Annotated in this window: 19 protein-coding genes; 13 read left to right on the top strand and 6 right to left on the bottom strand. The window is 40.7% G+C overall.

Annotated features, from left to right (window positions below; all coding sequences use genetic code 11):
* Positions 1 to 429, bottom strand: a 429-nt coding sequence (locus tag AC4J95_RS19790) for an SDR family NAD(P)-dependent oxidoreductase (protein ID WP_494551334.1), incomplete at its 3' end; no start/stop codon positions are given.
* Between AC4J95_RS19790 and AC4J95_RS19785 the strand changes: the two genes are divergently transcribed.
* Positions 425 to 856 carry a MerR family transcriptional regulator gene (locus tag AC4J95_RS19785; RefSeq protein ID WP_494551332.1) on the top strand — a complete coding sequence of 144 codons (432 nt, stop codon included), beginning with the start codon at positions 425 to 427 and terminating at the stop codon, positions 854 to 856. The two genes, AC4J95_RS19790 and AC4J95_RS19785, sit on opposite strands and share 5 nt — an antisense overlap.
* 429 nt (positions 857 to 1,285) lie before the next feature.
* Positions 1,286 to 2,443: a hypothetical protein gene (locus tag AC4J95_RS19780; RefSeq protein WP_494551331.1), complete on the top strand. Its 1,158-nt coding sequence runs from the start codon at positions 1,286 to 1,288 to the stop codon at positions 2,441 to 2,443.
* 53 nt (positions 2,444 to 2,496) lie between these two features.
* Here the strand turns inward: AC4J95_RS19780 and AC4J95_RS19775 are convergent, their stop codons facing one another.
* Together AC4J95_RS19775 and AC4J95_RS19770 are read right to left on the bottom strand one after the other, a co-directional pair.
* Entirely contained in the window at positions 2,497 to 3,840 is a 1,344-nt protein-coding gene (locus tag AC4J95_RS19775) for a PTS sugar transporter subunit IIC (protein ID WP_494551330.1), read from the bottom strand.
* Positions 3,841 to 4,151: 311 nt separating this feature from the next.
* Entirely contained in the window at positions 4,152 to 4,865 is a 714-nt protein-coding gene (locus tag AC4J95_RS19770; protein WP_494551329.1) for a GntR family transcriptional regulator, read from the bottom strand.
* A 250-nt stretch (positions 4,866 to 5,115) separates the two neighbouring features.
* Between AC4J95_RS19770 and AC4J95_RS19765 the strand changes: the two genes are divergently transcribed.
* From AC4J95_RS19765 to AC4J95_RS19750, 4 genes are all read left to right on the top strand, one after another.
* Complete coding sequence (locus AC4J95_RS19765; RefSeq protein WP_494551328.1) at positions 5,116 to 6,534, top strand: glycoside hydrolase family 1 protein; 1,419 nt, start codon at positions 5,116 to 5,118, stop codon at positions 6,532 to 6,534.
* Between the two features lie 133 nt (positions 6,535 to 6,667).
* The gene (locus AC4J95_RS19760; protein WP_494551327.1) at positions 6,668 to 7,543 is read left to right on the top strand and encodes an ROK family protein; all 876 of its coding nucleotides are present in this window, start codon (positions 6,668 to 6,670) and stop codon (positions 7,541 to 7,543) included.
* 233 nt (positions 7,544 to 7,776) lie between these two features.
* A complete protein-coding gene (locus AC4J95_RS19755; RefSeq protein ID WP_316405791.1) occupies positions 7,777 to 8,607 on the top strand; it encodes an AraC family transcriptional regulator in 831 nt (276 codons plus the stop codon).
* A 168-nt stretch (positions 8,608 to 8,775) separates the two neighbouring features.
* Complete coding sequence (locus tag AC4J95_RS19750) at positions 8,776 to 9,348, top strand: DUF1062 domain-containing protein (RefSeq protein ID WP_494551326.1); 573 nt, start codon at positions 8,776 to 8,778, stop codon at positions 9,346 to 9,348.
* An 80-nt stretch (positions 9,349 to 9,428) separates the two neighbouring features.
* Here AC4J95_RS19750 and AC4J95_RS19745 read toward each other — a convergent pair whose 3' ends face one another.
* Positions 9,429 to 9,761 carry a hypothetical protein gene (locus AC4J95_RS19745; RefSeq protein ID WP_494551325.1) on the bottom strand — a complete coding sequence of 111 codons (333 nt, stop codon included), beginning with the start codon at positions 9,759 to 9,761 and terminating at the stop codon, positions 9,429 to 9,431.
* Between the two features lie 238 nt (positions 9,762 to 9,999).
* Between AC4J95_RS19745 and AC4J95_RS19740 the strand changes: the two genes are divergently transcribed.
* From AC4J95_RS19740 to AC4J95_RS19715, 6 genes are all read left to right on the top strand, one after another.
* Positions 10,000 to 10,488, top strand: a complete 489-nt coding sequence (locus tag AC4J95_RS19740) for an isochorismatase family protein (protein ID WP_494551333.1) — start codon at positions 10,000 to 10,002, stop codon at positions 10,486 to 10,488.
* Positions 10,489 to 10,637: 149 nt separating this feature from the next.
* Positions 10,638 to 11,585 carry a class I mannose-6-phosphate isomerase gene (locus AC4J95_RS19735; RefSeq protein ID WP_494551324.1) on the top strand — a complete coding sequence of 316 codons (948 nt, stop codon included), beginning with the start codon at positions 10,638 to 10,640 and terminating at the stop codon, positions 11,583 to 11,585.
* A 1-nt stretch (position 11,586) separates the two neighbouring features.
* Positions 11,587 to 12,150, top strand: coding sequence for a 6-phospho-3-hexuloisomerase (hxlB, locus tag AC4J95_RS19730; RefSeq protein WP_494551323.1), 564 nt, complete (start codon positions 11,587 to 11,589; stop codon positions 12,148 to 12,150).
* Between the two features lie 11 nt (positions 12,151 to 12,161).
* Positions 12,162 to 12,788: a 3-hexulose-6-phosphate synthase gene (gene hxlA, locus AC4J95_RS19725; RefSeq protein WP_494551322.1), complete on the top strand. Its 627-nt coding sequence runs from the start codon at positions 12,162 to 12,164 to the stop codon at positions 12,786 to 12,788.
* A 204-nt stretch (positions 12,789 to 12,992) separates the two neighbouring features.
* Entirely contained in the window at positions 12,993 to 13,871 is an 879-nt protein-coding gene (scrK, locus tag AC4J95_RS19720; protein WP_494551321.1) for a fructokinase ScrK, read from the top strand.
* 463 nt (positions 13,872 to 14,334) lie between these two features.
* Positions 14,335 to 14,760 carry a phosphate-starvation-inducible PsiE family protein gene (locus AC4J95_RS19715; protein WP_316402735.1) on the top strand — a complete coding sequence of 142 codons (426 nt, stop codon included), beginning with the start codon at positions 14,335 to 14,337 and terminating at the stop codon, positions 14,758 to 14,760.
* Between the two features lie 51 nt (positions 14,761 to 14,811).
* Here the strand turns inward: AC4J95_RS19715 and AC4J95_RS19710 are convergent, their stop codons facing one another.
* Both AC4J95_RS19710 and AC4J95_RS19705 read right to left on the bottom strand, forming a co-directional pair.
* Entirely contained in the window at positions 14,812 to 15,687 is an 876-nt protein-coding gene (locus tag AC4J95_RS19710; protein ID WP_494551320.1) for a TSUP family transporter, read from the bottom strand.
* A gap of 118 nt (positions 15,688 to 15,805) precedes the next feature.
* Positions 15,806 to 16,672 (bottom strand): LysR family transcriptional regulator, encoded by an 867-nt coding sequence (locus AC4J95_RS19705; RefSeq protein WP_494551319.1) that lies wholly within the window; start codon positions 16,670 to 16,672, stop codon positions 15,806 to 15,808.
* Positions 16,673 to 16,859: 187 nt separating this feature from the next.
* Between AC4J95_RS19705 and AC4J95_RS19700 the strand changes: the two genes are divergently transcribed.
* Positions 16,860 to 17,399 (top strand): prolyl-tRNA synthetase associated domain-containing protein, encoded by a 540-nt coding sequence (locus AC4J95_RS19700; RefSeq protein ID WP_494551318.1) that lies wholly within the window; start codon positions 16,860 to 16,862, stop codon positions 17,397 to 17,399.
* Positions 17,400 to 17,522: the final 123 nt, after the last annotated feature.

The raw sequence follows: 17,522 nt of genomic DNA, 5'->3' as shown, positions 1-17,522 counted from the left end.
AATATCTAAAAATACACCTTGGTGTGAGTTGCCATCTAAAATGATGTCAGTAATTTTTTTCGCAACATCATCCGGCGTATGGAAGCCTTCTGCTGTCATATTTCCATTCAGATCAGTGGTGGTTGGACCAGGATGGATGCTGAAAATCTCCAAGTTCTTCTTTTCTTTTTCAAAATCGATGGCTAAAGCCTGGATCATCACATTTTGTGCCGCTTTCGTTGATTTATACGCAAAGGGATTCCAAAAAGGATTTGGACTAGTTGGAATCGTTATATTAATGATCCATCCATTGTTTTCCGCTAAAATCTGAAGCAAGCCTTGGGTGAGCTGGAAAGTCCCAAAGAAATTAACTTGCATTGTTGCTTGCAAATCATCAATACTTTCGGTCAGACTTGAGCCGTGTCCGACTGGAATACCTGCGTTATTGATTAATAGATCGACTTTTGAAAAGTCTGATTCAACGGTTTCAACAATTCGTTTTTATGATAAAAAGGGCTTGTTGCCATTTGTTGCGAAGAATCAATCAGGTTATCGGGAGTTTACTGAATCCGACTTGAACATGATTCACACGGTTTGCTGTTTAAAAAATACTGGCATGTCAATCCATGAAATTAAGCAGTGCATCGAATACTGCATGGATGGTTCTAAGCTGATCTCTCAGCGAAAGGTCCTGCTGCAAGCACACAAGGAAGAGGTCATGCGTCAACAAGCACAATTGATGGAGAATTTAAAGGAGATCGATATCAAAATTGATCGTTACAATTCACCGCTAGCCAAAGAATTGATCGATGCTCAAGCGGCTTACGTAAAAAAAGAAAAAGCTGAACGGCAATTAGCAAATGGGTTTAGGGTATAAAATTGGTCAATCAGAGGCAGCAAAAAAGCTAAAAATAAGGAGAGCACACATTCACTTGGAATAAGTCCTTTTTTATCTAAAGTGGTTATAACTTTTAAAAGAGAATAGCCTCAGGAAGACAACGATTACTATCAAAGATAGATAGCTATTATTTTGATAGAACAAATGTAAAATAACGTGTATAATCATTAATAACGAAAATGTTATCATTAAATATCATTTATCCAAAAAAATATGAATATTTAATGAAGGTATAGTTTTACAGGTTCATGAAAGCTCAGGTACTGAAACGGATTGGAATGAATCTTATAATAGTTTATTCAATAGAATACATTGACTTGATGTAGTCGAGTAAGAAAGGGGAAGAAGTGATTTAAACAATCATTGATGTTGGTATGACTATAAAATAGTTCAATAGGAGGAAAGAGAATGAAAAAGTTTTTGTCTAGTGTTTTTGTTGCGGCTGCTTTATTGATTGGTGGAGCGCTATTTGTTAATGCTGAAGATGTGGATGCAGCGACCTTATTGCGAGTCTATAACCCTAACTCAGGTGAACATCACTATACAGCAAATACGAATGAGCGAAATCATTTGGTAAAAGTTGGGTGGCGTAATGAGGGAATCGCTTGGGATACACCGGCGAAAGGAGCAGCAGTTTATCGTCTGTATAATCCGAATGTTGGCGATCACCATTATACGACTACTCTCAGCGAAAAAAATCATTTAGTAAAAGTGGGATGGCGTTATGAAGGAATTGCTTGGCAATCAGGCGGCAGTATTCCTGTTTATCGATTATACAATCCCAATGCAAGAACGGGGACGCATCACTATACGCTGAATGCGAACGAAAAAAATCACTTAGTAAAAGTTGGCTGGCGCTATGAAGGGGTAGGCTTCTATTCTACCAAAGCACCATCTGGTGGGGGGAGTACTCCTGCTCCCAATCCCGGAGTAACACCGAAAAAAGTTGATGTGAACATTACAGGTGTTGGTGGGACAGAACAAAACAGACCTGGATCATATCGGTTACTCTATTCCAATAAGCCATATGATAACGCTAGTTTGAGCGGGAATGCAAGGATCGATTTCTCAGCGAATGTAAAAATCTCGGGAAATAAAAACGATTATGAAATGCAGTTCGTCATTGGCGGAAACGGAGATGGCAGTGGTCAGATCGGAGTAGGATTACACTATCAAGCTGGATCAGATGCTAATTTCGCCCAAGGTAGGATCAACACGACCAATATCAATTTCCCAGCAAATGCGGGTGTAGCGGGGCAACAATACTATTCAGTTAACACCAATGCACCGCGAGTAAATAACGGTGGAACAGTTCATCTGCGTGTGAAATATTTTGCTTCAGGTTATATGCAAACATTCGTCAACAATATACTAGTTGGGCAATATAAAACAAGCTTAACTACAAAGAGTGATGGAGCATATATTCTTCACGATACCACGAATACACCGATCACAATCAGCAATCTAAAAGTGTATAAAGATGGTAAAGACGTAACAAAGAGCGGTCCAGTACCATTACCAACTTCTTATAGTCATTCAAGCGGCTCTAAATCAGGAGCTTATTAAAACAAACAAAAGGTGTCTAAAGATCCGTTATGATCTTTAGACACTTTTTTGTATTATTTAGCTGTTTCAGCCTCAGCTTGCGCCATCTTCGCTGTTACATGTTCATCGATCCGTAAGAATGGCAGATAGATAAACACACTCACGGCGATGATCAGGATTTGCAGAACTGCCGCTCGCCAATCTCCGCCGGTCGCTAAGAAGCCAGAGATAACTGGCGGTGTGGTCCACGGTATCTGGACGACGACATGATTAATCAATCCCGCGGCTGTTGCGAAATAGGCAGTGACCAATGAGAAGATCGGCGCCAAGACGAAGGGAATAATCAAGCTTAGATTAAACACGATCGGCAGGCCGAAGATGATCGGCTCACTGATATTGAACAGGGCCGGCGTCACAGACAATTTAGCGAAATCTTTGTAATCTTTCCGACGACTAAAGATGAAGATTGCGATCAATAATGCGATCGTATTCCCAGAACCACCCATTACAGCGAATGTATCCTTGAAGGCCATATTGATGATATGCGGAATTTGTTCATGATTGGCATAAGCAGCCATGTTCTCTTGCATATTTTGTAATAGGAATGGATCAAGCAGCGAACCAGAGATCACGGCTTGGTGAATCCCGAAGCCGAAGAACAAGTTTGCAATCGATGTGATCAGGACAAAACCAGGCAGCCCAGTGGTTATATGACTCAGTGGTCCAGTGATTGCTTTCGTGATCAGTCCATTTACATCCATGTTGAAAATTTGGTTAACGCCAAAGGATAGAATCGCAAAACCAGTAACAGTGATCATAATCGGGATCAGTACGTTGAATGATTTCAATACAGCTGGTGGAATATTCCCAGATAATTTGATTTGTAATTTTTCATTGGTTGATAATTTGATAAATATTTCTGTCGCAAGTAAACCGACAAAGATACCCACGAACATACCAGAAGCACCAGTATGATCTCCAGGAATAACACCAGTTACTTCAATCGCTTTTTTCGCACCTTCAGGCAGAAACATGGTTTTCATTGGTGTTAAGACAATGAATGTCGAGATTGAGACTAAAACTGCTGCAATATGATTCGTATAATTTCTGCTGACACACATATGATAAGAAACTGCAGCAACAACTAGCAGAGTAGTGATACTCAGAGTACCATTGGCAATTGACATACCGATTTCCTGGATTTTCATCAAGGTTGCTGGATTGACGATTTTCCCCATGAAGCCTGTCGGTTCTAAGATAACGTAATTGATCAAGGTGACGAAACCAGCCAACATCATGAATGGCATGAATGTGGCGAAGGCGTCACGTAACGTCCGCATGTGGATTTGATTACCTAGCTTCGTCGCGATAATACCGAAGCGTTCAAAGAGCTGTTCCTTTTTACTAGTTTTGTCCACGCTAAATTCTCCTTTTTTTCAAGTAATTATTTTTGTAAGCACTTACCTTGGTTACATAATAAAACGGATTTGCAATAAAGTAAATACCTTTTTTGAAAAATATATACTTTTATCAAGAAGTGACAGTTATTTCGTTTTAAAGAGTCTATTTTTCCCAAAAACGGAAAAATAATTTTATGCTCAATACGCATATCATTATGCTAAACAGCTAGTCTTTTATCTTTCTAAACAGTAAAACTACAGCTCAAAATTATTAAACTGCGAAAAGCATAACTGACAAAAAAAGAGCTGATTTACTCAGCTCTGGGAAATCAATTTTCTACAAAAACAGCTTCAAAAACAAAATCCTGATATAGATGTCTGGTGATGGAGTATTCGAAAGGGGTCCCGTTTGCTAAAGAGACACTCTTTTCAACCTCGATCATATAGTCGCCAACCTCGATCCCTAAAATTTTTGCATCAAATTCTGTCGCGAGGACACCCTTCATCCAAACATGGGAGGCATTGATCTCCAAATGTAATTCATCACGAATATAGGAATAAACTGATTTTTTCAGGTGCTTAGGTTCCAACCCGGGGATGATCGACAAAGGCATAAATGTCTGCTCCAATGAATAAGGCTGTTGATCGACAAAGCGACTACGGACGATATTATAGATATATTCCTTCTCATTCAATTGCAGCATTTCAGCCACTTTTTTAGAAGGCAGCTCAATCGAAAAGGTATGAATCTCCGAATCAACATGCTCCTCACCCACGACACTCATCAGCCCTTCACTAGGACCAAAAACCTTTGAATTATGGATGGGTTTTCGTAATACTTCGGTACCAAATCCGCTTCGGCTATGAAGAACGCCTTCTGAAACCAACATGTCCAACCCTTTTTTGACCGTTAGTTTACTCGTATTGTACTGTTTAGCCAGCTCAGTCCCCGCTGGCAGCTTTTCCCCAATCGCGTAAGTACCTTCTTCAACCTTTCTTTTTACGTCTAAATAGACCTCCATATATTTTGTCTTCTTTCTCATTGTCTCCTCCTTGATCACGCAATAAAAGATATAAATAATTATATACTTTTACGCGGTTTTATCAATGATTTTGCGATTAAAAGAATAAATTATTTTTAAAAGTATATATTTTTAATAAAAGACCTATTCCATTTTTATGAAAGCGATGTTATGATGAATACGCAATCAAGAAAGGGTCGAACTTAGGGTGACTGTTTTACAGTGTATCTTTGGAACGACTAATGGAATGACTATGAAATAGGGGGATACAATGAATAAACAGCAATTAACATTTCCAGAGGATTTTTGGTGGGGCTCAGCTTGGTCAGCAGAGCAATCAGAAGGTCGTGGCGAAACAGGAAAAGCAGAAACAGTATGGGAGCGCTGGTATAAGGAACAGCCTTATCGGTTTTATCAAGGAATCAGTTCAGAAACAACAACAGATCATATCCACCGCTACAAGGAAGATGTTCAACTCATGAAACAAACCGGACATAATTCTTTTCGGGTCTCGATTTCTTGGGCACGGATGTTTCCAGCAGATGGTACAGGCGAAGTAAATCCTAAAGCGATCGCATTTTATCGTGATCTATTTACGGAAATGAACAACAATGGCATCAAAGTATTCGCCAACCTATATCACTTTGATATGCCCGCGGCTCAACAGGATAAGGGCGGCTGGGAATCACGAGAAGTGGTAGATGCCTATGTGAACTTTGCGGATACTTGTTTTAAAGAATTTGATGATCTGGTTTATCATTGGTTCACCTTTAATGAACCGTTAGGACCAATCTTAGGTTCATACCTAGAAGATTTCCACTATCCCAACATTATTGACTTTAAACGAGGCGCGCAGGCCACTCATTTTACGATTTTGGCTCATGCTAAAGCGATTGCGGCGCATAAAAAACGCGATCTTAATAGTAAAATCGGTGTGATTCTAAACTTGAGTCCAACCTTCCCGCGGAGCCAGCATCCCGCCGATGTGAAGGCAGCAGAAATTGCCGATCTGTTTTATGTACGCAGCTTCTTAGATCCGATGGTCAAAGGGGTATATCCTGAAAAATTAGTTGAACTGCTGCGGGAATACGATCAGCTGCCAGTTGATTATACCGAAGAAGATCTGGCATGTATTAAGGAAAACACTGCTCAAATCTTAGGTCTAAACTATTACGAACCGCGTCGCGTGAAAGCGCGTCTGACTGCGATCAATCAAGAAGGTCCATTTTTACCAGACTGGTTCTTTGAAAATCATGTGATGCCAGGTCGCCGGATGAATGAATACCGCGGCTGGGAAATCTTTGAAAAGGGCATCCATGATCTGTGTATGGATATCAAAGACAACTACGGCAATATCGAAGCTTTTATCTCAGAAAACGGGATGGGTGTTGCTAATGAAGAACGTTTCATGGATGAAACGGGTCAAGTGATCGATGATTATCGTATTGAGTACATTCAAGATCACTTAGCTTATCTTTGGAAAGCGATCAATGACGGCTGCAATATCAAGGGCTACCACCTATGGACGTTCATTGATTGCTGGTCATGGATCAATGCCTACAAGAATCGCTATGGTTTAGTGTCACTTGATTTGCCAACGCAAAAAAGAACAATCAAGAAAAGCGGTGAATTTTATAAACAGCTCAGCGATCAAAACGGCTTTGAGTACGATGTTGATCGGCTAGTATAATCTATTCGAAAAACCAATCTGAAAAGGTTGGTTTTTTTGTTGGAATTTGTTTTTTTACCGCGTTTGATATTGTATCGAGTGATCATCTTCTTTAAAATTTGAACTAGTAAGTAACAACTAGGAGGAGCAACGAATGAGTAAAAAAATGCTAGCAATCGATATCGGCGGATCAGCGATCAAAAGCGGATTATGGGAAAATGACGAATTAACAGAGCTGCCCAGCTTTGAGACACCAAAAACCTGGGATGAAATGAAAACGTATTTAAAATCGTTAGTAGAAGAGCACCAAATCACTGAGGGTGTAGCGATCAGCGCCCCGGGAGCAGTTAATGCCGAAGAGGGCGTGATTTACGGTGTGAGTGCCGTTCCTTATCTACATCGTTTTCCGATTAAACAGGAATTAGCAGAATTTTTGGGAGTTCCTGTCTCTTTTCAAAATGATGCAAACTGCGCAGCGCTAGCTGAGGTTTGGCAGGGTAATGCAAAAGGGCTAGAATCAGCTGCCATGATGATTATCGGCACAGGAATCGGCGGTGGCGTCGTGATCAATGGAGAATTACGCACGGGCGCAAATCTTTTTGGCGGCGAGTTCGGCTATCAGATCATGAATAATGAGACACTGGAAACACTGAGTGATCTAGGTAGTCCGGTTGCGATGGCGAAACGTTATTCGAAGATCAAAGCAGATGATCGCAGGTATACGAGCAAAGAGGTTTTTGATTTAGCCGAAGCGGGCGATGAGCTGGCGCAAGAACAAATCGATCAGTTTTATAATGTGCTGAGTATCGGAATCTATAACGTTTTGATATCGTTGGATCCGGATCGGGTATTGATCGGCGGCGGGATTTCGACGCGGGAAGATTTATTGGCGAATCTAGAAGAACGGGTGCAAGAGCTGTTATTGCAAAAGGGAGCGAAGGAATTAAAGGCATCTATCATGCCATGTAAATTCTTAAGCCAAGCGAATTTGATCGGAGCGGTTTATCAGTTTTTGACGGAACAAAAATGAAGGAACCCCCACTTTTCTTACAGGAGAGTGGGGGTTAAATTCTTGAAGGACAAAATAAGAATCTATTATAGCAGTGTCATTTTTCTCCAGATTCACAAATTAACTCTATATGCAGTATCTGCATTAGTAACAATCGAACTTATCGTAAACCAAAATCATTTGAGAAAACAGTGAGTTGTCAAATAGATGAAATGATAAAATGGAAGTGATTAAACAAGAGAAGAGGTCCCACGATGGATAAAAAAGATCTCATAAATGAAAGTATCGACTATATTTTGGCTAATTTTGAGGAACCAATCACAGTTGAAGAAGTAGCAAAGCACCTTTCTTTTTCTAAATATTATTTTTGTCGGATGTTCAAAGAGGTGACTGGTGAAAGTGTCTATTCCTTTATCAAGCGTTTGAAAGTTGAACAAAGTGCGATTGATCTGAAAATTCAAAAAGAGAGACGAATTACTGATATTGGGTTGGATTATGGATATAGTGCGTCTAATTACAGTTCGCTATTCAGGGAACACTATCATATTTCACCGAATGAATATAGAAAAACGTTGGACGCAACAACGATTTCAAATCCTTTTTCTCCTCATAAGCAAGAAGTTTTAGATACATTCGAGGAGTATCAGACGAAGATTGAAACAAAAGATTTGAATGATCTGTATGTTGTTTATGAAAGAGTACTGGGGAATTATAGTGATTTGAAAAATAGCTGGACATCGCTAGTTGAAGAGAGTGCTTACTACGATGGCACTACTGTAATGATAGAAAAATTTTACAATGATCCAGCTGTTGCGATTGATGATCACAGTATTTGTGATCTGTGCTTTATGATTGAAGAGGAAGTAAAAGAAAATAATACAATGATAATAAAGGGCGGTAAGTATGCTATTTTTCCATATAATGGTACGATCGATGATATTTTTCGAGTGATGCAAGGTTTTTTTAGAATCTGGCTTCCAAGGAGTGGATATAAGATGCGAGAAAAATATGGATTGACGATCTATCGCGAAATCGACTGGAAAAAGGACTATGTACACTTGGATATGTGTATTCCCATCGAATAGAGCAAGAATTCAGAAGTCGGCAGAAAGATTCTTTTTTACAATAAGGTTGTCTAAATCAGATAACTTTGTTGTAGAAGAGAGTCTTTTTTTGAAAGGAGTGGGAGTATGGAAATGGTGATTCCACCATACACTGGATGACTATCTTGTGATTTAGGGAGGATGTTGAAGGTGAGGAAGATAAAATGGTTTGTGACATGCTTGAAAGTTCCCACGATAACACGGCATTGTAAGAAATGTAATGCCGATACAGAGTTTTCCTGCTCTGAAAGATTTCGGATCAATGCTCAGGGCAAATACTTAGATGTTTGGTTGATTTATAATTGCAAAAAATGTAAGACTAGCTGGAATTCGACCATTTTATCAAGAATTCATACGAATAAGCTAGACGCCGATTTATTGGCTCTTTTTCAGGAGAATGACTTAACGCTTTCGAAAAAGTACGGCACTGACAAAGCAACATTAAAGAAAAATGGTGTAGTGATCCAAAGTATTGAATACCAAGTTTTAGGTGATTTGTTCGAACTGGACGAAGAGGTAGCCGTGACAATTCAAACGGAGTGCCCATTAGACATCAAGCTCTTTACGATTTTGAAAGAAAAACTGAGTTTATCAAACAATGAGTTGCACCATCTAATTGCTAAAGGCAAGATCGTTGGTTCATCGAATAGATTATTCAAAGAGAAGCTACAAAATCAGCACACAGTTTTATTTAATCCAAAAAAGGAGTCGAAAATTGCCTAAACTGAGGTCTCATATAGATTTAAAAAGACCATTAATTGAAAACGAAGAATGCTGCGAAAAAAATTCTTTTCGCAGCATTTTTATTTAAATTTTTCTTTTCTCATAAAAGGAAAAGGAGGCTTGCTTATGTTGCCATACTCGCCAACCTTCAAGTAGTCAACTTCAACATGAGGATACGCATTAAATTCTTCCGCGTAGCCCTTTAAGATCGGAACTAGCATAAGCAGATCGATCTCGATCTCATGCAGCAGCTGTCGTGCCTCTGTTAATGTGGCGGGGCGCCAATCATAATCGGTGTACAATTTAGCAATGTTTCCAATCATATCCGCAGTGCCAAAATCGGTTGCGACCGAGCCCCAATCTGCATCTTTTTCTGATTTATACCGATGGACAACAAGCAACGCTTTTTTCATAAAATTTCCCCCTTCAGACAAACGCCCCACTGATCTTCTTTTATTGTACCTAGTAAGAGGATTAAGCTCAGATCTTAAATGAAACGCTTCCCTTATTAAATCGTTACATCTGGCTAGATTTCTAGAAAAAATTGGCGTAAATCCCTAAAGGAACTTTTTGAGAAAGCGAGTGTTTTGTTTGAAGAACTTAGATTTAGCGAGAACGGCATTGGCTGTGATCGATTTGCAAAAAGGCATTATGGGTACTGGCGAATTGAAACCTTACTCAGCCGCAGAGGTGTTAGAGAAAAACAATCAATTGGTTGAAAGCTTTAAAAATACGGCAGGTTGGATTACTCTAGTAAATGTCGATCCAAAAACGATGCAGTTATTAAATAAAGAAAACAGCGGAAAAGCGTATGCCAATATTCCAGCGGAGTTTTCTGAATATGTGATGCCGATCGCGGAAGATGAGATTGCTGAAAATGTTATCAAGGTAACCAAACACAATCCAGGAGCCTTCTTTGGAACGGATTTGGATTTGCAACTGCGGCGACGTGGGATTGATACGATTATTCTAACAGGAGTTGCGACTACCAACGGTGTTTATGCGACTGTTTTGGATGCCTACCAGCATGGCTACAAAGTGATTGTCGTTGAAGATGCTTGCGCCGATCGTGATGGCGAGCTGCATCAAATATTCTTTGATAAGCTATTTGTTAAGTTAGGGGAAATTGCTTCTATATAAAGAAATTCTATCTGTGATTAAATCAGAAGATATTTAAAAGAGTCTGACACGCCCCAAGTCTTCAACGTATTGGGGCGTGTTGCTAAAGAAATAGAAGAATGTATAATTTGAATTGTAAGCGGAAACATAAATAGAAGAGGTGATTTTTGATGAAAAAACAAATAGTAAAGATTTTGCCATTTTTCGAAGCGCGCATTTGGGGTGGCAAACGAATGCTGGAAACGTTCAATTATCAGACAGATATTTATCCGATTGGCGAAGTTTACAATGTCGTCGCTTTGCCCGGTGCAGCGGATTGTCCGGTAGCAGGCACTGATCTGACCCTCTCTCAGCTTTATACAAAATGTCCAGATTGGTTTAATTGCGACACGGAGGAATTGCCGATTCGAGTCAACTTACTGGATCCCTTAGCCGATTTATCGGTCCAGCTCCACCCAGACGATGACTATGCCTTGAAGCATGATCATTCGCGGGGAAAACCAGAAGCATGGGTCATTCTGGACACACCAGCCGATGGCAAAATCCAATTTGGCCACCACGCGAAAACCAAAGCAGAGTTTGCGGAATGGGCTCATGCAGGTGATTGGGGAAAACTATTGAAATATCTGCCTGCCAAGAAAGATTACTTTATTGATATTCCTGCAGGAACCTTACATGCCATCAATCGCGATGTGCTGACCTACAACATTTCTCGCAATGCCGACCTGACCTATCGTTTGTATGACTATGGCAGGGTTGATCCAAATACCGGGGAAGAAAGAGAATTACACATCGACAAAGTGTTGAAAAATGTTTTGGTGCCCGATACCTCAGAAGGCTTTGTCTGGATTGAACCTTACCCAAAAGCCGGCTGCGAAATCACCGATTATTGGGATGAGCCGGGATTATATAGTTTAAGTCGGATCAAGACGAAGGAACTCGGTTCATATCAACTGGATCGCTTTGCTTTTATCACAATAGTAGATGGAGCCGGAAAAATAAATGATATGGCGGTATCGAAGGGGGAAACGCTCTTAATTCCAGCGGGAATCGAACAATTGGAATTTACTGGAGCATTGGATATGTTTGTTGCCAGCTATAAAAATGGAGGAAAGTAAGATGGAAACGAAAGAAGTTGCCTACACAGCCGCAATGGAGTTGGCAAATACCTTGAAGAAAATCGATCAAAGCCAGATTGATCAGTTAGTTAACGGCATCAAACAGGCCCAACGGATTTTCGTATCAGGTGCAGGTCGTTCACTGTTGATGCTGAAAGGATTGGCAATGCGCTTGATGCATTTAGGGTACGAGGTCTATGTTGTTGGTGAAGTGACAACACCAGCATTTTTACCTGATGATCTACTAATCCTTGCCAGCGCATCAGGAGAAACCACGTCTCTGATCAATACCGCCAGTAAAGCCAGTAAAATCGGCGGGAAGATTATCAGCCTGACGGTGTTTCCAGAATCAAGCTTAGGAAAACTATCTGCGGGCGTGATTCGGATCCCAGCCTATACCGATAAGCTACCTGAAAGTGAAGAGAATCAAAAGGGAATCTTACCCGGCGGCAGTATGTTTGAAGAAGCAGTCCTGCTGCTGGCGGACTCTTTGATCGTTGAATTGGCGTTAGAGCAGAAAGTGCCGACTGATCGGGCGTTTGAAAAGCATGCGAATTTGGAATAGGAGGATAGCAAATGAAATTACAGCTAGCGATTGACGAGTTAACGCTTAGTGAAGCGTTGGAAGCCTTGAAGGACATTCATCCTTTCGTAGATATTGTGGAGGTAGGAACACCTTTCTTAATTGACGCTGGGCGAGAGGCGGTTCGGCAAATCAAGAAATATTATCCTGATCTTGAGGTTTTATGTGATGCAAAAATCATGGATGCGGGTGCGTATGAAGCGCAGTTGGCCTACGATGCTGGTGCCGAATATGTGACTGTGTTGGGTATCACGGATGATTTGACGATCAAGGGCTGCGTGGAGCAGGCGCAGAAGCAAAAACGGCAAGTAATGGTGGATCTAATATGTGTACAGAATTTTTCTGATAGAGTGCCAGTCATCGAAGCATTGGGCGTGGATATCATTGCGGTTCACACCGGAGCGGATCAGCAGCATGCCGGACGAACACCGCTGGAGGATTTAAAAGAACTAAAACAACATACAAAAAAAGTACAGGTAGCTGTGGCTGGCGGAATCAATAGCAAGACCATTGGTGATTATGTCGCGTTAGAGCCGGATATTGTGATTGTCGGCAGCGGGATTTTGAATGCGGCAGATCCAGTGAACGCAGCGAAAACAATCAAAGCCGCATTGATGTAGCTGAATAAGTTTATTAACTAACTCCGTTTTTCTGTTATAAGACATGCTTATAGCAATTCGCTAGTTGAGGATAAATCAGTTAAAATAATAAACAAAGGAACCGCTGCCAATAATTAATGATACAATAGAACTCGAGAACATCGGGCACGCAAAATTCGTGACTCTGTATGTTGAATAAATCTAAATGATTGTGAGTGAAGCTTAGTGGAAAAATTATTTGGCGGAATCGAAGCCGGCGGGACAAAATTTGTATGCTCTGTGGGAAATAATGATCTTGAAATCATCGAGCGGGCCAGCTATCCAACGACGACACCAGAAGAAACAATGGAACTAGTGATTGACTTCTTCAAGAAATATGAAGAGCAATTAGTCAGTATCGGTATCGGCTCATTCGGACCGATCGATATTCATCGCGATTCCAAGACGTATGGCTACATTACTTCTACACCAAAATTGGCTTGGCAGAATTTTGATTTTGTCGGTACCATGAAAAAAGAGTTTGATTTACCAATTGCTTGGACCACGGATGTGAATGCGGCTTGCTATGGTGAATATGTGAAAGGTCGTGGCGATGGTGTCAACAGTGTCGTGTATTATACGATCGGCACAGGTATCGGCGGCGGTGCACTGCAAAATGGCAACTTTGTCGAAGGCTTCAGTCATCCTGAAATGGGGCACGTACTAGTCAGCCGCAATCCTGAAGATGATTTTGAAGGCAGCTGTCCTTTCCACGGACACTGTTTAGAAGGAATGGCGGCAGGTCCAGCGATTGAAAAACGGTTAGGACGCAAAGGTCAAGATTTAAGCGAAGATGATCCATATTGGGAAATCGAAGCGGATTACATCGCCCAATGCGCCTACAATACGACACTGATGTTTTCGCCAGACGTGATCATCTTCGGCGGCGGTGTGATGCAGCAGGAGCATTTAGTCAAAAAGGTCCGTGCGCGTTTCAAAGAATTAGTCAATGAATACGTGAAAACACCAGAACTAGAAGACTACATCGTGACACCAAAGCTGGGCAACAACGCTGGAACGATCGGCTGCTTAGCGTTAGCTAGAGAAGCAAAACTACATTCATAATTAGTAAGACTTCATGAGCTCGTATAGAGTCATGAGGTCTTTTTTGATTCTTTAAGGGAGTATAAAATTTTCACATGCAAAAAGCTTATGAGAGCAAGGGTATCCATGTCCGGCTTTACGAACTAGCTTTTCTACGCAAGCTACGCATACAGTTACTGCTAAACTACGTTAAGCAGAACTAGCATATCGGCAATAAGCAAAAATATTTCGAAATTTGAGAAGCACCAAGTAGGTACCAATCAACATCGATTCCTGCGATCATCGTGTTTCTTGGCAATTTAGAAATATTTTGGTCTTATTGCTGTGAGACACAGCGATCGGTCTTTGGAGCTGATGTGGAACAGTACCTACTTGGTGCTCAAAAGCTGAGCGAGTTCGCGAAGCCTTTCTTATATGCATATTCTTTCTGATTTGATTTAAGACTTGCTATAATTTAGCTAACGATCGGATGGAGGGATGCAGGATGAAAGAAAATTACTTTTTAAAGTTTGAAAAAGCGATCAGTACGGTCGTTGATATCTTATTGGCCCTACTGATTATCGTCGTAGTCATCGTGATGGGAGAAGGTATCGTTAATATCGTCTTGCATGTGATCCCGTTGAATAATGTCTCCGAGTTGACGCTGTTAATTGACGAGATTGCCACGCTCTTTATTTTACTAGAAGTGATTTTGATGCTGCTGCGGTACATCAAAGAAGGGCATCATATTCCTGTTCGCTATTTGATTTTAATCAGTATCACCGCGATTCTGCGTGAACTGTTGCTGGCACATGGTAATGGCGCCAATTCATTATTGCTGTCGATCTCGATTTTAGTGTTGGTGGGGGTTCTCTTTATTTTAGAGAAGGTCAAGGCTTTCCATCGCGGAGAAGATCGAATAGAGAAATAAAAAAGGCTTTGTACCGAAGGTTGGTACAAAGCCTTTTTCAAACTGTATGATTTAAGCTGTAGCAGTTTTACGTGATTTTATAATGTATTGAATTCCGGTAATGAAAATAATGACAATAACTAAATACGTAATCATGGTAATATCCAGTCCCATCAAGAATTGGGAAGCGATGATTACACCAGGAATCCCACCGATCGTAATCGCTAGAGCAATCTTTCTTGAGTAGGCTTTTTCACGAATAAAGTTGATACTTGCGACTGGCTGTAATCCTGCACATGAACACATCATGATCGGGAAGGCTGCTAAAGGAGTCATCCCCAGCATGTAGACCATTGCCATACATGGCGCGTACAGACCAACACCGACTGTCATCAAAGCCCCAAAAAAGAAGTTTCCGACAATTCCGGCGATCAGCTTTACACCGGTTAATCCCGTAGCTGTGTTGCCTTTTCCTAATAAATCAATGACTTCAGTTTGACGTAGCAGCATTAAAATAGCTGTGATCAACAGTGCCCAGCCAATCCATTTTTGTACCGTTCTTTCTGACATTTTTGTAACGAATTTTGATCCGAACCATGAACCGATCATCGCTGCGACGATCAAAGAAACTAAGGTCATTGGATCGACCTTGATTACTGTGACGAAAATCACTGCTTCCGTCAGAACTGGAATCGCATGTCCAACATTTAAAATTCCCGGTAATTTCCGGTCATCATCGTTTTGTTTTGTGATGTTTAACATCATGGTCGTAAGAGCGAAGCTCCCAATTCCGATCGTATCCGCAAAATCGGCAATAAACCCAATAATTCCATTAATTAACCAGTTCCCTGGTCCTAAATCGTCACGATGAGTCACCACATCGCGCACAAGCATAAACGCTTGAAAGATCATCAGACCAATCAAAATATAAAAAATAATCTGTGCCATAAATCCTCCCGTAGGTCTTTTTCTATAATTATAACAATAAACAAAAAAGAAAAACCATAAAATTCGAAATTTTTGTGATTCTTTGAACTAACGGAGTGAAAAATAAGTTCTTTCTATTTCAAAATTCATTGAAGGATTTTAGAAATTCACGACTGGCCAAAGAGAGTAGAGATTCGTTGCGATAAAGGATTCCAACCTTGCGAAAGACCGGCTTGACAAGGGATCTGGCTTCTACTTGATAAGCAATTCGCTGCAGAATTAATTTAGGTAATATACTGATTCCTAAGTCTTTCTCCACCATCGCTAAAATTGAATAATCGTCCCAAGTACGAAATTTGATTTGAGGCTGCACCTGTGCAACGTTTAACAATTCAGTGATGTCGGAAGTACCTTCACGTTCCAGCAGAATAAAAGAGTGATCGGCTAAGTCCGTTACATCGATTTTTTCTTTGGACAAAAAAGGATGTCCCTGTGGTAAAACAACCAGCTGCTCATCATTATGCAGAAATTTTTGCTCTAGCTCATTGGTAGCAGGTAAGCGAGAAAAGCCGAAGTCAACGCGGCCGTCCAGTATCCATTGCTCAATCTCGTCATAGTCGCCTAGCAATAATTCAAAATCGATCTTTGGATAATTCTTTTGGAAGACTCTGATCGCTTCAGGCAGCCAGTGGGTCGCGACACTAGAAAAAGTTCCGATCCGGATCAAACCAGTGTCTAAGTGACCAAGCTCCGCCAGCTGATTTTGCAGAGTTTGATATTTTTCTGCTAGCTCTTTGGCATAGGGCAAAACATTCATGCCATCTGAAGTCAGCCGCAGCCCCGCACGATTCCGTTCCAGCAATTTAATTCCCCATTCCTGCTCGAGATCATTAATCATGCGGCTGATCCCTGATTGGGAATAGTTCAAAATCTTGGCAGCTTTAGTGAAACTGCCGAGTTCGACGGTTTTAACGAAAGCGATGTATTTTTGAATATTCATATCCATGGTTGTTTCCACACCTTTGCATCTGTTTTTGTCATGCTTAATATGCTGAAAATTCGTTTTTGTAATCTATGATTCTATGATAAATTACTGCTAATAACTATTCAATAGAAATACTGCGAATCTCCCTTCCTGCTTTAGCAGATTAGTAGAATCGACGGTCTATCGAGAAAAAATAGAGGTGAGGAAAATGGTTTTAGTAAGTGAAGCATTTACGGCGGTTCCAGCGACTTGCAGCACGCCATTACAGGAAAAAGTCTATCAAGTTTTGGAAAAGTTGGGGATGGATTTTGAGCGAGTAGAAACAGAAGAAGTCATTACGATGGAGGATTGCAAGCAAATCAATGAACGACTGGATATGGAAATGGTCAAAACCTTGTTCTTATGCAATCGCCAAAAAACAAACTTCTATCTGTTTGTAACCTGCGGCGACAAGCCCTTCAAATCGAAGGAATTCAGTCAGGCATTAGAAATCGCTCGCGTCTCATTTGCATCGGCAGAACAGATGGATGAAATGCTAGGGACAAAAATTGGCGCGGCGACGATCTTTAGCACATTATTGGAGAAAGCCCAAAAGGTTCAGCTGGTTTTAGATAAAGATGTTTGCCAACAGGAGTACTATGGCTGTAGCGATGGGACGACAACCGGTTATTTGAAATTACGAACGGAAGATGTGCTGCAAAAATTCTTACCATATGTAAAACGCCAACCAAAAATCATTGAAGTGTAAAAGCATATTCATAGCAGGTTTCCGATCATTGGGACCACTGATAAAGTTCAATAACAACCACTGACAGAAGAAAAAGATTTCTTTTTCTTCTGTCAGTTTGTCTTTTTGTCGTGATTAATCCAC

It is taken from the genome of Enterococcus sp. GPZ-007 (assembly GCF_059374735.1).
Note: the sequence above shows the minus strand (reverse complement) of the source record. Positions and strands in the feature narration are given on the sequence as shown.